Below are 13,329 nucleotides of genomic sequence, written 5' to 3'. Positions count from 1 at the left end.
CTACCCGGTCCGACGCCGATGCTCGTCAGTGGCCGCGCGAAAGCAGCACCGGTGCCTGGGCAATCAAATAGAGCACGGCGCCGATCAGTCCACCGACGAGTGTGCCGTTGATGCGGATGTACTGCAGGTCCTGTCCGACGCTCAGGCGGATTTGTTGCGACAGATGTTCGGCATTCCAGCCATGCACTGTGGCGCGGATGTGCTCGGTCACGAAGTCGGCAAACCCCGGTGCCATGCGCTCGGCGGCATCCAGCAATTGCGCGTCGAGCGCTTTGCGCAGCGAGTCGCTTCGCGCCAGCTCCTGACCCATCCACGCGGCCGCGCCGGTGATCTTGGCGCCGATCACCGAGTCGTCGCGCGCGAGGTCGCGCTTCACCCAGCTTCGCCACTCGTTCCACAGACCGCCGACATAGGCGTTCAACGCGGTGTCGCCTTTCAGTTGGGTCTTGAAAGCGTCGAGCTTCGCCTGGAAGTCGGCGTCGTGCTTGAGCCGCTCGATCAGTCCCGCGACCGCGCGATCGAACGCCTGACGCAATTGATGCGATTCGTCCGCTTCCATTTGCGCCAGCAGGCGGGTGACGGCCGCCGAAATCATGTCGGAGCCCTTGTTGCCGATCCACTCCGACGGCAGCACCTTCTCCTTCTTCGGATGATCACTCTTGAGCCAGTCGACGATGCGCGCCGAAATGAATTCGCGCGTCTGCGGCTCATTGAGGAGCTCGACGAGGTAGTCGAGCGTCTCGTCGAGCAGCGCTTGATGACGGCCGTCGCGCGTGAGCGTGTCGAGCATGGCGGCCGCCGATTGCGACAGGTCGAGCCGGTCGATCATCGTGTCGAGCGCGCGGCGGATAAAGGCCTGCACGTTGCGCTCGTCCATCACGTCGAGCACACCGCTGGCCACTTTCACCAGCACCGCGCTCAACTGACGCGTGTTCTCGTACGAGCCGAGCCAGTGCGCGACGGCGTCCGCCGGGTTTTGTTGCCGGATGAGCCGAACGACCGAGGGGGTGTCGAGAAACTTCTCGCGCACGAAGCGGGCGAGACCGTCGCCGAGGGCGTCTTTCTTGCGAATCAGGATATTCGTGTGCCGCGCGAGCCCTGGGATCGGAATGCGCCGGAACAGCGCTTCGACCGCGAACCAGTCCGCCAGTCCGCCGACCATCGCGGCTTCGGCCGCTGCCCGGATCCAGCCCGTGACGAAGTGCTCCGGCATGAAGAGCGTGGCGACGAAGATCACCAGCGCGGCCACAAGAAACCACAGGGCGCGACGCTCGGCGCGTTGCAGGGCGATGGCGGGGTCCATGCGCAGCCGGCTCCTAAAATACAAAGACGCCCGACAGGTTACCCCGTCGAGCGTCCAATGATAAGCCGCGAACCGATCGACTTATCGTCGTGCGATTACCCGCGTTGCTTCGCCTTCAGTTCCAGACGGTACTTGTGCAGCAGCGGCTCGGTGTAGCCGCTGGGCTGCGTCAGCCCTTCGAACACCAGGGCGCTTGCCGCCTGGAACGCCAGCGAGTCGTCGAAGTTCGGCGCCATCGGACGATAGTGCGCGTCGCCTGCGTTCTGCTTGTCGACCACGGCGGCCATGCGCTTGAAGGTCTCTTCGACCTGCGCGCGCGTGATGACGCCGTGACGCAGCCAGTTCGCCAGATGCTGGCTCGAAATGCGCAGCGTGGCGCGGTCTTCCATCAGGCCGATGTCGTTGATGTCCGGCACCTTCGAGCAGCCCACGCCCTGGTCGATCCAGCGAACGACGTAGCCCAGAATGCCCTGCGCGTTGTTCTCGATCTCCTTGCGGATTTCGTCGGCAGACCATTCGGCTTTCGCCACGACCGGCACCGTCAGCAGGCCCGTGAGCAGCGTGTCGCGTTCCTTCGCGTAGTCGATCTTCTCGAGTTCCTGCTGGACGGCCTGCACGTCGACCATGTGATAGTGCAGGGCGTGCAGCGTGGCGGCGGTCGGCGACGGCACCCAGGCGGTGTTCGCCCCGGCCTTCGGATGCGCGATCTTCTGCTCGAGCATGGCTTGCATCAGATCCGGCATGGCCCACATACCCTTGCCGATCTGCGCGCGGCCCCGCAGGCCGGCGGCCAGACCCACGAGCACGTTGCTTTTCTCGTAGGCCGTGATCCATGCCGACGACTTCATGTCGCCCTTGCGCATCATCGGACCGGCTTCCATCGCGGTGTGCATCTCGTCGCCCGTGCGATCGAGGAAGCCCGTGTTGATGAATGCAACGCGCGACGCGGCGGCGGCGATACAGGCCGAGAGGTTCACGCTCGTGCGACGCTCTTCGTCCATGATGCCCATCTTGAGCGTGTTGCGCGGCAGGTCGTACAGCGCTTCGATGCGGCCGAACAGTTCATCGGCGAAGGCCACTTCGGCCGGGCCGTGCATCTTCGGCTTGACGATGTAGATCGAGCCGGTGCGCGAGTTCAGTCGATGCTTGCGGTCATGCAGCGACGCGAGCACGGTGACCACGCCGTCGAGAATGCCTTCCGGAATCTCGCGGCCTTCGCGATCGGTGATCGCCGGGTTGGTCATCAGGTGACCGACGTTACGGATGAACAGCAGCGAGCGGCCGTGCAGCGTCACCGGTTGGCCGTTGGCGCCGGTGTATTCGCGGTCGGCGTTCAGACGGCGCGTGAACGTCTTGCCGCCCTTTTCCACGGCTTCCGTCAGCGTGCCTTGCATCAGGCCGAGCCAGTTGCGATAGAGGTCGACCTTGTCGTCGGCGTCCACGGCGGCGACCGAGTCTTCACAGTCGATGATGGTCGTGACGGCGGCTTCGACGAGCACGTCCTTGATATGCGCCGCGTCGGTCTTGCCGATCGGGTGGCTGGCGTCGAACTGGATCTCGAAGTGCAGACCGTAGTGCTTGAGCAGCACGGCCGTCGGCGCCGCGGCGTCGCCTTGATAGCCGACGAACAGGGCAGGCGTGGCCAGGCCCGTCTCGCCGGTCTTGGTCGTGACGATGAGTTTGCCGTTCTCGACACGATAGCCGGTGGCGTCCTTATGCGAGCCGTCGGCCAGCGGTGCGGCCTGATCGAGGAAGCCGCGTGCGAAGGCGATCACGCGTTCGCCGCGCTTCGGGTTGTAGCCGGTGCCCTTTTCTGTGCCGTCCGTTTCAGGGATGGCGTCGGTGCCGTAGAGCGCGTCGTACAGGCTGCCCCAGCGCGCGTTGGCGGCGTTCAGGGCGTAGCGGGCGTTGGAGAGCGGCACCACGAGCTGCGGACCGGCCTGCTCGGCAATTTCATGGTCGACGTTGGCCGTGGTGGCCTGCACGCTGGCAGGCGCGGGCAACAGGTAACCGATCCTTTCGAGGAACGCGCGATAGGCTGCGGCGTCGGCGATGGGGCCCGGGTTGGCACGGTGCCAGGTGTCGAGTTCGCTTTGCAGGCGGTCGCGTTCGGCGAGCAAGGCGCGATTCTTCGGGCCGAGGTCATGAACGATGGCGTCGAAGCCTTTCCAGAACGCATCGACATCGACACCGGTGCCCGGCAGGGCTTCCTTTTCGATGAACGCGATCAGATTGTCTGCGACCGTCAGGCCGCCACGCTGGGAAGTGGAAGTCATGATGCTGTACTCGAGTTTGAAAACCAGGTTGACGCGATTTCGTCCAGTGACCTTGCCGAGACACCCACGCGGTTGGCGTGAGGATGACGACCGGGTGGTTGACGATAAGGGGCAGTCTTATATAAGACCCTGAGTGTAATCCTTCTCCGGGCGCTCGGAAACCCGGGATTTCGCGTCGTGATACTCCCGCAACTTATAGGCGGCATAAGGATTTGCGTATGAGGCCGGCGCCACGGGGCTTTGCGTCGGATACCGAAAGCGGGTGGTGCGTTTGCAGCATTCGATATGGCATTTCACTTCATGAGAAATGGGGGCGCCGTACGCGGCGGCGACCGCTACGCGGTTCGAGGTGCGTCGTGCCTGTGTTGAGGTGACGGGTACACTCACCGTTTGCGCCGAAGGTGCGCGACGCGCCCGCGCCGGGCCGTTCCCCCGAAAACATCTGCCCTGGAGGCATGAGTCGTGAAACAGATCTTGATGATGAGCAGTTCCCGCAAGGGCAGCCAGGGCTTTCTGGCGCATGCCGACGATCAGGTGCATGCGGTGCTCAGGGATCGCGCGAAACACGTGTTGTTCGTGCCGTACGCCGGGGGCATCACGTACAGCTACGACGAGTATGAATCGCGCGTGAAGCCGACGTTCGAGCGGCTGGGCTATGCCCTCGAGTCGATTCATCATCACAAGGATCCGCGCGCCGCCGTCGAGCAGGCGCAGGCCGTCGTGGTGGGCGGGGGCAATACGTTCGTGCTGCTCGATCGCCTGTACAACGCGGGCATCGTGGGCCTGCTGCGCGAGCGTGTGAACGCGGGGATGCCTTACGTGGGGTGGAGCGCCGGGGCGAACGTGGTGTGCCCGACCATTCGCACGACCAACGACATGCCGATCGTCGAGCCGCCGACGCTCAAAGCGCTCAACCTGATTCCGTTCCAGGTGAATCCGCATTTCATCAGTGGGAAGCCGACGGGGCACAACGGTGAATCGCGCGAGGAGCGTCTGGCCGAGTATCTGGCGATCAATCCGGACGAACGCGTCGTTGCCATTCCAGAGGGTACGGCGCTGCATGTGCAGGGCGAGAACGCCACCGTGCTCGGTGAATTCGACGCGTTGCATTTCAAGCAGGGCGGTGTCGTGGACAAGCTCGCGACGGGCCGCACGTTTGCGCTGGCGTCGATCTGATACGCGCGGGCATTGTGCCGTCGCGCAGATGACGGCCGGCTTCGGGCCGGATCAAATATCCGAAAATTCTTAAATCTGACTTTTCGCACCCAATTGCATTCTGCAGGTGTATTTCCGCTGGCAGAATGCGAAATCAAATTTGGTGCGCGCTTCCCCCTCGGAGCGTGATGAGCGTTGACGGAAAAATGGGGATGTCCCCTTCCGTCATCGGAACGTTTGGCGGAGGGGGAACATGGTACGGAAATACACGAGTCTCGCGCTTACCGGAGATCAAAAGAGCCGCATCAAGGCATTGTGCGAGCGAAACAACCATCGAGGGCTTTTTTCTATCGTTCTCGATTACGTTTGGATTCTTGCCGGCTGCCTGCTGTCATTAGAGGTGCAGCCGCTGCTGTATCCGTTGTCAGTTCTGATCATCGGGGCTAGACAGCGTGCATTAGCAAGTCTTTTCCATGATGGGGCGCACGGGACGCTGTTCAGATCCAAGGCTTTGAATCGGGTTGTGAGCCGAGTATTCTGCGGTTGGCCAATCATGCAATCCATGTTTGCCTATCGGCAATCCCACGTAATTTTGCATCACTCACACCTCGGCGATGCCAATCACGATCCCGATTATCGGGAGCTGCTGGGCGCAGGGATATATGAGACCCAACGAGGCCCAGACTTCTTCCGGCGATTCGTACTGAGCGCGATATATGGCCGGTTCACACTCCGCTATATCAAGTCCCTGATTCTGAGTCGCCTGTCTTTTTCTGTGCGCCCAAACGAATCCCAAGCAGAATCCTGGTTGATTCTTGCCTTTCATGCGTCGATGGCTGTGATTGCCTATTCGCAGGGATGGCTGGCGAATCTTATGTTCTTTTGGTGGATTCCGCTGATCCTGGTTTTTCCAGTAATTGGTTGGTTCAGTGAATTGTCCGAGCATTACCCGTTCATGGACGCATCCAGTGAGTGGTGCTTCGGCGCCCGAAACCGTTATTCGTGCTGGGTTGAACGCATCTTCATCGGGATGCACGGCGATTCATTCCATCTTACGCATCATCTGTTGCCGGGGATCCCGCATTGGAATCTCGCTGCCGCCACCCGGATTCTTCGAGCAGACACCGCGTTTTCCGAATGGGATGACAAGTGGGGAGGAATCTTCTCGTCGGATCAAAGCGGCCGCGTGACCTTTGTCGACTTCGTCAGAGCACCTCAAACGCCATGAGTGCGTCGCTTATTGCCTATCTATTAAGTTCACATCGGAAAATGGGCGTATTTAATCGCACAGCCTACGGGCCGGAGATTTGCGCGCTGGTCGCCGCCGTTCTGAACGGCACGATCGGCGTGTTGACGCGAACCGGATTCGATCAAGGGGCCACGCCCGCGATGATCGCCTTCTGGAAATGCTTCGGTGCCTTCGTCGTGGTGTCGCTGCTCTGTGCCTGTCGTCACGATCTCGGCACGCAGACCGTTCGGCTGGCCCGTCGCTGGCCTCAGTTTGCATGTCTCGCGTTTCTCGGCATTTTCAGCCTTTACCACTTCGAGACGACGGCGTTCTCGCACGCATCGATTCCGCTCGTCTCGTTCCTCACGTATGCGGCGGGCGGCGCGACGCTCGCGTTGTCCGGTCGGTTTCTCGGGGAGACGACAACGCGTCGGAAGACGGCCGCCTTTCTGGCAATCGTCCTCGGCGTCGGTGTGATGGGCCTGTTCGAAAGCGGCATCGACGGCAGCACCGCGGGCATCGCCCTGGCGCTGGCCGGTGGATGCGGCTACGCGCTGTTCATCTTCCTCGCCAAGTGGTTCAGGATCGGGTCGGGACTGCCGCAGCTCGTCTGGCTGTTCGGGTTCGGCAGTGCCTTTCTGTCGATACCCCTGCTGCGCGAGGGATTCGCCATGCCCAGCGGCGTGGCCTGGATAACGCTATGCGCGCTCGTGCTGCTTCCAACGATCGGGGGCTTCTATTTCACCACTCGGGCGGTGGAGAGCGGTCAGGCCAGCAAAGTGCAGATCATCGAGACCAGCGATCCCCTGTTCGCGACGCTTTTCGGATTCGCGCTCTTCGGCGACCGGCTGAGTCAGGAAGGCCTGCTCGGCGCAGGCTTCATCGCCATCGGACTCGTGATTGCAGTCTGGGATCGACCGGGGGATGGCGAAACGTCGGCACGCTACGACGTGTAGCCCCTGCGCAAACCAAACCGCCGCCCAGGTGTGAGCCTCGGGCGGCGGTTTACCGGCACGCAGCACACGCGACAGCGGCGATGCCGCCCCCTCGTACCGTCAGCGACAGCGACAGTGTCAGGACCGATTCGGGATCAGGCTTCGTCGTCGAGCCAAGGTACTTCGACGTCGGTCAGAAACGCGACCATCGCGAGCGGACGCGCTTCATGGCGACCCATCTTGCCATCGGCGCGGTGCCACACCACTTCGAAGGTTTCCGGATACTTTTCAGCGCTCAACCGTACGGTGCGCAGCTCTTCTTCGTCGGCCTCTTCGATGGGGCCGTCGAATGACAGCATGAGCGCCTGCGGCCACACACCCTCTTCCGGGTCGTAGACCTTGTCGCCATTGGGCACGTCGACCACCGCTTCGACGCCGATCGTTGCCGACGCTGCCACGATCATCTCGCCCAGGGCGCGCAGCAGCGCGGTCGCACGGGCAGAGTTGATCTGGCGCATGGCGAGATCGCCGCGCGTCAGCGCTTGTTCCAGCTTGGGATCGGTTTTTTGTTTGGACATGCGGTTCCTCGGTAAAACGTTAGCCACCCCGCGGCGGTCGTGCCATGTCGCTGCGGCACCGGCGCGCTACGTGGGGTTCCGATGCTACCACCGTCGCGCATGCCGGGGCACATTACAATGCGGGTTTTCGTTATTTACGCTTGCCCGGCGCAGTCGTTGTCGTCGACCCGCGCCCTCTGGAGCCCGTTGTCATGGATTCGCCCAAGTCCGCCCAATCAGTTCAAGCTTCCCAAGCCGCCGCGTCCGGTGCCAGCGACGTCTATTTGCGCCTGCTCGGTGAAACCGCCAAGATCGACTGGAAGGATCTGGAATCGTTCTTCGCGCGCGGTGTGCTGCTGTATGTGGCGCCCGGCGTCGACCTCGTATCGGTCGCCGAGGCGGTTGCCAACGACGATAAGGCCACCGTGTCGCAATGGCTATCGTCGGCCTTGGTGCAGCGCATGCAGGCCGAGCAAGCCGCCGATTTCTCCGCGCGCACGCCGGAGCTTTGGGCAGTGGTTGTCGCGCCGTGGGTGCTCGTACAGGAACGTGGCATCGTTGCATGATGGCGTGATGGCGTGACGCGCGCGCTGATAAACCCCGTCAACGCCTCGAATTCGCTACGCCGTCATGACTCCGGAATTCCCGCCTCGATGAGGCGCCGCGTGCAGTCTTCCAACAGATCCTGCGCTACCGCCGACGCAAACGCATAGTCCGCGTCGAGCGATTCCGTCATTTCATGCGCCGTATACAGGCCGGCTTCGCGCGAGAGCGTGCCGGCCAGTTCGCGCGCGAAATCGTCGCTCAACGTTGAAAGCAGCCGGCGCTCTTCGAGCGGTAGCTGAAGCTTCGAGCGCGACAGCCACAGTTGCGCGAGCGTCGCGCCCTGCTTGTCCGTCATCCACTGCCCATGTTCGTAAAAGGCCGACAGACGCTCGGCCGTCAGCGCGAACAGCAGCGCGCGGCGGGTGTTGAAATTCAGACGAATCGGCGTGGCTTCCGGCATGACGGCAACCGCAATGAGCGGACAAAATCGGGATCAGGGGGCAAAGGTATCACGCGAACAGGCGCAGCAGCGCATTGCGGGCGTGACGGATCAGGTCGGTCTCGTCGGCGCGTCCGGGCAGCAGGTGGAATTCCGCGCGCGGCAGCGGGGGCAGGCCAAGCGACGGTGGACATACGACGAGATCGGGGGTGAGTGCCGATTCATTCAGGCACGAAATCCCCAGCCCCGCGCCGAGCGCCAACTGCATGCCGGCCACGCCCGCCGCCGAGTGGGAGATGCGATAGGGCACGTTGTGCCGCTCCAGTACGGTGAGTACGAGGCTTTGCAGCGTGCATGACGGCGGCATTGTCACCAGCGGCAGCGGCTCGCCCAGCGGCTCGCCCAGCGTCGACGACATCGCCCACACGAGACGCTCGCGGCGCACCAGCGTGCCCGACGTCCGGTAGCCCAGCGCCTTCGCGCCACGGCCGATATCCTCGTTCATCAGACGCAACACCAACCCTACGTCGAAGTGTTCGCCGGTCAGGGCGGTGCGCTCGATCTGCGCGCTTTGCATGGCGCTCACATGCAGCCGCAGGCGCGGGTAAAGGCTCGTGAATCGCTTGAGCACGCGGCCGACGTCGTGCGGACGGTAATAGTCGGTGATGGCGATGCGCAACTCGCCATCGAGCAGCACGCCCTGCAGATCCTCGAACGCTGCCTCGGACAGTGCCGAGATCTGCCGTGCATAGGTGAGCAACCGCGTGCCCGCCGGGGTCGGACGCATGCCTTTGCGCGATCGCACCAGCAACGGCTGGCCGGCGCGCGCTTCGAGCTTCTGAAGTTGCTCGCTGACCGTCGATTGCGACAGGAAGATCTGCTCCGCTGCCGCCGAAATGCTGCCGGCGTCGTGGATGGCGATAAACGTACGCAACTGCGTGAGGTCGAAGGCGCGGGGGTTCATGGTGGCCCTTGCGATGATGATCCGGAAAACACGATATACGGCATCGAATTTTCCCGCTTTTCCGATGCAATGTCTATCCGTAGGATGCGGTTCATGGTGGCCCGAACTGTGCATCGGCACGCGTCGGACGCCGCGACTCCCCCCCTCTTCCCCTATGAGCCGTGTGCCTGCGGGCCGCGCACCGTCACACATGAACGAACGTCTGTGTACCGCTCCCGCCACTGCCCGTCGGATGGCCCCGGCATCGAATGCCTCGATGGCCCCCCGCGGCTTGGGCCGCAACCACCGCTGGAAGGTGCTGGGTGTTGGCGTGGCCGCCAATGCCAGCTTTGCCGCTGCGATGGGTGGCATTCCCGCCACCGCAGTGCAAATGCGCAGCGCCTACGCCCTGGCCAATAGCGATCTCGGCATCGTGCTCGGCATGATCGGGCTGGGCATCGCCGTCTCCGAACTGCCGTGGGGCATGCTCACCGACCGCTGGGGCGACCGGCGCGTGCTGCTTGTCGGATTGATGGTGACGGCGTTCGCGCTTGTTGGCCTGGCGATCTGGGGTGTGCCGACGGCGCATTTCGTCCCGTCGATGCCGATGCTTGCGGCGGGGATGCTGGCGATCGGCATCCTCGGTGGCAGCGTCAATGGCTCGAGCGGGCGCGCCATCATGCGCTGGTTTCACGATCGCGAGCGAGGACTGGCAATGAGTGTGCGGCAATGCGCCGTGCCGCTCGGCGGCGGGGTCGGCGCGCTGGTGTTGCCCGGCGCGGCGCAGCACTTCGGCTTCGAAGCGGTCTATGCCGGGCTGGCTGCGGCGTCGTTTGCTGCCGCGGTCGTAGCATGGCGGTGGCTGCTCGAACCGCCGGAGGCACTGCAGGAGGACGCCGGCAAGTCGGCACGCGGGGAGACGGCCGCCGACGCACGCGCGGCCGCAAGCTATTCGCCGTTGCGCGATGCCCGCCTGCTGAGTACGGCGCTGGGCATGGCGGTCCTTGCGATGCCGCAGATCGCGGTGCTCACGTTCGGCACGGTGTTTCTGCATGATGTGGCGCACGCCAGCGTGGCAACCATCTCGCTCACGCTTGGCGCCGTACAGGCGGGGGCCGCCATCACGCGGGTGTGGAGCGGGCGCTTCACCGACAAGCGCCGCAACCGTCCGCAATATCTGCGTCTGTGCGCGATGGCGGTGGGGGCGGTCTTCGCCTCGCTGGCGCTGCTCGTGACGGCGCTGACGCATCGCCCGGAATGGCTGGCGCATGGCACGCCGTGGATGATCGCGCTGCTGATTGCAGGGGGTGTGGTGGCGTCGGCCTGGCATGGGGTGGCATTCACTGAGTTGGCCACGCTTGCCGGGGCGTCGCGTGCGGGAACGGCGCTTGGTATCGGCAACACCGGTGTGTTTATGACGATGTTCCTCACGCCGCTCGCGATTCCGCTGCTGCTGTCGATTGGCGGCTGGGGACTGGTGTGGGCCGGCGGGCTCGTGTGTGCCGCGCTGGCATGGCCGCTCTTTGTCTGGTCGCATCGCGGCCTGGCGCGGGCTTGATCGTCCGCGCAGCCCTGGGCGCCAGGCCCCGGGCGCATTGCGTCTGTCAATGGCGGAAGCGCGTGAAATGGGCTCGACGCGTGCCACACGCTTGCCCCGCTACGGCAGACGCACGTTCGCCACGAGAAAGTCGAGGAACGCCCGCACGCGTGCGGGCAAATGGCCGCCCTGCCCCACATACACCGCATGCACGGGCTCCAGATCGCCCGGGTTGTAGTCATCGAGCACGGTGACGAGCCGGCCGGCGCGCAGATCGTCGTCGACGTGGTAGCGCGAATGGCGGGCCAGCCCCAGCCCCTGGACCGCGAGCTTGCGCATGATCTCGCCGTCGCTCACGACCATATTGCCGACCTGCGGGTAGTGCGTGATGCCGCCGGCGCCGTCGAGAAATGGCCAACCCTGCACCTGACGGTCGAAATTGAAGGCCATGACGTTGTGGTGAATCAGGTCGGCCGGCGTGCGCAATGGGCCGTTGCGGGCGAGATAGTCCGGTGACGCCACCACATGCACACGACTCTCGCCGAGCTTGCGAGCGACCAGCCGGGAATCGCGCAGCGGGCCGGCCCGTACGGCGACGTCGGCGCGTTGCTCCAGCAGATCGACGACCGTGTCGGTGAGTGTCAGATCGAGACGGATCTCGGGGTATTGCGCGAGAAATGCCGGAATGACCGGCAGCAGATAGTGCGAGCCGATCGGTACGCTGGAATTCACCCGCAGCAGCCCGCGCGGCACCGCACCCGCCGCCGCTTCGCGCTCTGCGGCTTCGATGTCGGCCAGCACGCGCATCGCCCGCTCGTGAAAGGCCGTGCCCTCGGGGGTGAGTTGCAGGCGGCGCGTCGAACGATTGAACAAGCGGGCACCCAGACGCGCCTCGAGCCGCGCAATCAGCTTGCTCACGGCGGACGGCGTCATATGCAGCGCGCGCGCCGCCGCCGAGAAGCCGCCAAGCTCGACCACACGCGAGAAAACTTCCATATCGCCGGAGCGATTGACGTCCTGTCGACCCATCGGCGGTGTCCTCCGGCGTTCCTGTGAAAGGGGATGCGGGCCATTGTGACATCAAGTCACAAATCATGTTCCTTTGCGCAGTCTATTTCACCAATGCAAGGGCGTCTATATTCCGCACATTCGTGTATCGCCATTCCCTGAGTGGCCTGACCTTCCTTGATCCCGAGACAGGAGTCTTTCGTGCCTATCGCTCTCTATGCCCTGACCGCCGGTGCCTTTGGCATTGGCGTGACGGAATTCGTCATCATGGGTCTGCTGCTCAACGTCGGCGCCGATTTCGGCGTCTCGATCGCGGCCGCCGGCCTGCTGATCTCCGGCTATGCCCTGGGTGTCGTGGTCGGCGCCCCGCTCATGACCACGGTCACTGCGCGCTGGCCGCGCAAGACCGTTCTGCTGGTGCTCATGGCGATCTTCACCATCGGCAATGCCGCCTGTGCGCTGGCGCCGAGCTATGCGGCGCTGATGGCAGCCCGCGTGCTGACGTCGTTCGCGCACGGCACGTTCTTCGGCGTCGGTTCGGTGGTCGCCACCGGCCTCGTGCCGCGCGAGCGCCGTGCGTCGGCCATCGCCGTGATGTTCACGGGGCTGACCGTCGCCAATATTCTCGGCGTGCCCTTCGGTACTTGGCTGGGGCAGCACTTTGGCTGGCGCGCGAGCTTCTGGGCGGTGACGCTGATCGGTGCGCTCGCGTTTCTCGTGATCGCCGGGTTCGTGCCGAAGATCGCCGCGCCTAAGGATGCGGGTGACTGGCGGGCGGATCTGCGGGCGCTGGCACGCCGTCCCGTGCTGCTCGGATTGCTCACGACGGTGCTCGGCTGGGTGGGCGTGTTCGGCGTGTTCACGTACATCGCCCCGCTGTTGACCGAAGTGACCGGTTTTGCCGAGGGCGCGGTCTCACCGATTCTGTTGATCTTCGGTGGCGGTCTGGTCGTCGGCAACCTGCTGGGCGGCAAGTTTGCGGATCGTCGCGTGGTGCCGACAGTGCTGGGCAGCCTGCTGGCGCTCGCTGGGGTGCTGGGGCTGATGACGTTCGCGTTGCACTCGCACTGGCTGGCCATCGTCTTCGTGGCCCTGCTCGGCGCAACCGCCTTCGCGACGGTCGCGCCGCTGCAACTGTGGGTGATGGAAAAGGCCTCGGGGGCGGGGGAAAGCCTGGCGTCGAGCTTCAATATCGCCGCGTTCAACCTCGGCAACGCCATCGGCGCGTGGCTCGGCGGCTTCGTTATCGAACACGGTCCCGGGCTGACGGCCGTGCCCTGGGTGGCGGCGCTCGCGCCGCTGGCGGGCGTGGGCGTGGCGCTGCTGAGCCTGCGTCTGGATCGTCGCGACGCAAAGCCATCCGTCGTGCCCAACTGCGAAACGCCCGCGTTGTGATCCACGC

General features: G+C 64.1%; 12 protein-coding genes. 6 read left to right on the top strand and 6 right to left on the bottom strand.

The window, feature by feature from the left end; genetic code table 11:
• Positions 1-25: 25 nt before the first annotated feature.
• Both A985_RS0112300 and A985_RS0112295 read right to left on the bottom strand, forming a co-directional pair.
• Positions 26-1,303 carry a DUF445 domain-containing protein gene (locus A985_RS0112300; RefSeq protein WP_017233705.1) on the bottom strand — a complete coding sequence of 426 codons (1,278 nt, stop codon included), beginning with the start codon at positions 1,301-1,303 and terminating at the stop codon, positions 26-28.
• Between the two features lie 95 nt (positions 1,304-1,398).
• Complete coding sequence (locus tag A985_RS0112295; RefSeq protein WP_017233704.1) at positions 1,399-3,579, bottom strand: malate synthase G; 2,181 nt, start codon at positions 3,577-3,579, stop codon at positions 1,399-1,401.
• A 462-nt stretch (positions 3,580-4,041) separates the two neighbouring features.
• On the opposite strand from A985_RS0112295, the gene pepE reads away from it, so the two are divergent.
• The 3 genes from pepE to A985_RS0112280 all read left to right on the top strand — a co-directional run bounded on the left by pepE (position 4,042) and on the right by A985_RS0112280 (position 6,918).
• Complete coding sequence (gene pepE / locus A985_RS0112290) at positions 4,042-4,755, top strand: dipeptidase PepE (RefSeq protein ID WP_017233703.1); 714 nt, start codon at positions 4,042-4,044, stop codon at positions 4,753-4,755.
• A gap of 232 nt (positions 4,756-4,987) precedes the next feature.
• Positions 4,988-5,962 (top strand): fatty acid desaturase family protein, encoded by a 975-nt coding sequence (locus A985_RS0112285; RefSeq protein WP_017233702.1) that lies wholly within the window; start codon positions 4,988-4,990, stop codon positions 5,960-5,962.
• A 41-nt stretch (positions 5,963-6,003) separates the two neighbouring features.
• Positions 6,004-6,918 carry a DMT family transporter gene (locus tag A985_RS0112280; RefSeq protein WP_017233701.1) on the top strand — a complete coding sequence of 305 codons (915 nt, stop codon included), beginning with the start codon at positions 6,004-6,006 and terminating at the stop codon, positions 6,916-6,918.
• Positions 6,919-7,052: 134 nt separating this feature from the next.
• Here A985_RS0112280 and A985_RS0112275 read toward each other — a convergent pair whose 3' ends face one another.
• Complete coding sequence (locus A985_RS0112275; protein WP_017233700.1) at positions 7,053-7,475, bottom strand: hypothetical protein; 423 nt, start codon at positions 7,473-7,475, stop codon at positions 7,053-7,055.
• A gap of 191 nt (positions 7,476-7,666) precedes the next feature.
• Here A985_RS0112275 and A985_RS0112270 point away from each other — a divergent pair, with 191 nt between their 5' ends.
• Positions 7,667-8,020 (top strand): DUF2288 domain-containing protein, encoded by a 354-nt coding sequence (locus tag A985_RS0112270; protein ID WP_017233699.1) that lies wholly within the window; start codon positions 7,667-7,669, stop codon positions 8,018-8,020.
• A 62-nt stretch (positions 8,021-8,082) separates the two neighbouring features.
• On the opposite strand, the gene A985_RS0112265 is transcribed toward A985_RS0112270, so the two are convergent.
• Positions 8,083-8,460, bottom strand: a complete 378-nt coding sequence (locus tag A985_RS0112265) for a hypothetical protein (RefSeq protein WP_017233698.1) — start codon at positions 8,458-8,460, stop codon at positions 8,083-8,085.
• Between the two features lie 49 nt (positions 8,461-8,509).
• The gene (locus A985_RS0112260; RefSeq protein ID WP_017233697.1) at positions 8,510-9,403 is read right to left on the bottom strand and encodes a LysR family transcriptional regulator; all 894 of its coding nucleotides are present in this window, start codon (positions 9,401-9,403) and stop codon (positions 8,510-8,512) included.
• Positions 9,404-9,659: 256 nt separating this feature from the next.
• On the opposite strand from A985_RS0112260, the gene A985_RS0112255 reads away from it, so the two are divergent.
• Positions 9,660-10,940: an MFS transporter gene (locus tag A985_RS0112255; RefSeq protein WP_017233696.1), complete on the top strand. Its 1,281-nt coding sequence runs from the start codon at positions 9,660-9,662 to the stop codon at positions 10,938-10,940.
• A 99-nt stretch (positions 10,941-11,039) separates the two neighbouring features.
• On the opposite strand, the gene A985_RS0112250 is transcribed toward A985_RS0112255, so the two are convergent.
• Positions 11,040-11,948, bottom strand: coding sequence for a LysR family transcriptional regulator (locus tag A985_RS0112250; RefSeq protein WP_017233695.1), 909 nt, complete (start codon positions 11,946-11,948; stop codon positions 11,040-11,042).
• Between the two features lie 180 nt (positions 11,949-12,128).
• On the opposite strand from A985_RS0112250, the gene A985_RS0112245 reads away from it, so the two are divergent.
• Positions 12,129-13,322: an MFS transporter gene (locus A985_RS0112245; protein ID WP_017233694.1), complete on the top strand. Its 1,194-nt coding sequence runs from the start codon at positions 12,129-12,131 to the stop codon at positions 13,320-13,322.
• Positions 13,323-13,329 lie beyond the last annotated feature (7 nt).

The sequence above is a fragment of the Pandoraea sp. B-6 genome (assembly GCF_000282835.1).
In the GTDB taxonomy this organism is placed as follows: Bacteria; Pseudomonadota; Gammaproteobacteria; order Burkholderiales; family Burkholderiaceae; genus Pandoraea; species Pandoraea cepalis.
The sequence above is the reverse complement of the archived record's forward strand: the minus strand, read 5'-3'. Positions and strand labels throughout refer to the sequence as shown.

Bases quoted from the DNA above. Each gene is read 5' to 3' on its own strand.
- A985_RS0112265 (WP_017233698.1), bottom strand. From the start codon at position 8,460: ATGCCGGAAGCCACGCCGATTCGTCTGAATTTCAACACCCGCCGCGCG.
- A985_RS0112285 (WP_017233702.1), top strand. From the start codon at position 4,988: ATGGTACGGAAATACACGAGTCTCGCGCTTACCGGAGATCAAAAGAGC.
- A985_RS0112275 (WP_017233700.1), bottom strand. From the start codon at position 7,475: ATGTCCAAACAAAAAACCGATCCCAAGCTGGAACAAGCGCTGACGCGC.
- A985_RS0112255 (WP_017233696.1), top strand. From the start codon at position 9,660: ATGGCCCCCCGCGGCTTGGGCCGCAACCACCGCTGGAAGGTGCTGGGT.
- A985_RS0112300 (WP_017233705.1), bottom strand. From the start codon at position 1,303: ATGGACCCCGCCATCGCCCTGCAACGCGCCGAGCGTCGCGCCCTGTGG.
- A985_RS0112260 (WP_017233697.1), bottom strand. From the start codon at position 9,403: ATGAACCCCCGCGCCTTCGACCTCACGCAGTTGCGTACGTTTATCGCC.
- A985_RS0112280 (WP_017233701.1), top strand. From the start codon at position 6,004: ATGGGCGTATTTAATCGCACAGCCTACGGGCCGGAGATTTGCGCGCTG.
- A985_RS0112270 (WP_017233699.1), top strand. From the start codon at position 7,667: ATGGATTCGCCCAAGTCCGCCCAATCAGTTCAAGCTTCCCAAGCCGCC.
- A985_RS0112295 (WP_017233704.1), bottom strand. From the start codon at position 3,579: ATGACTTCCACTTCCCAGCGTGGCGGCCTGACGGTCGCAGACAATCTG.
- A985_RS0112250 (WP_017233695.1), bottom strand. From the start codon at position 11,948: ATGGGTCGACAGGACGTCAATCGCTCCGGCGATATGGAAGTTTTCTCG.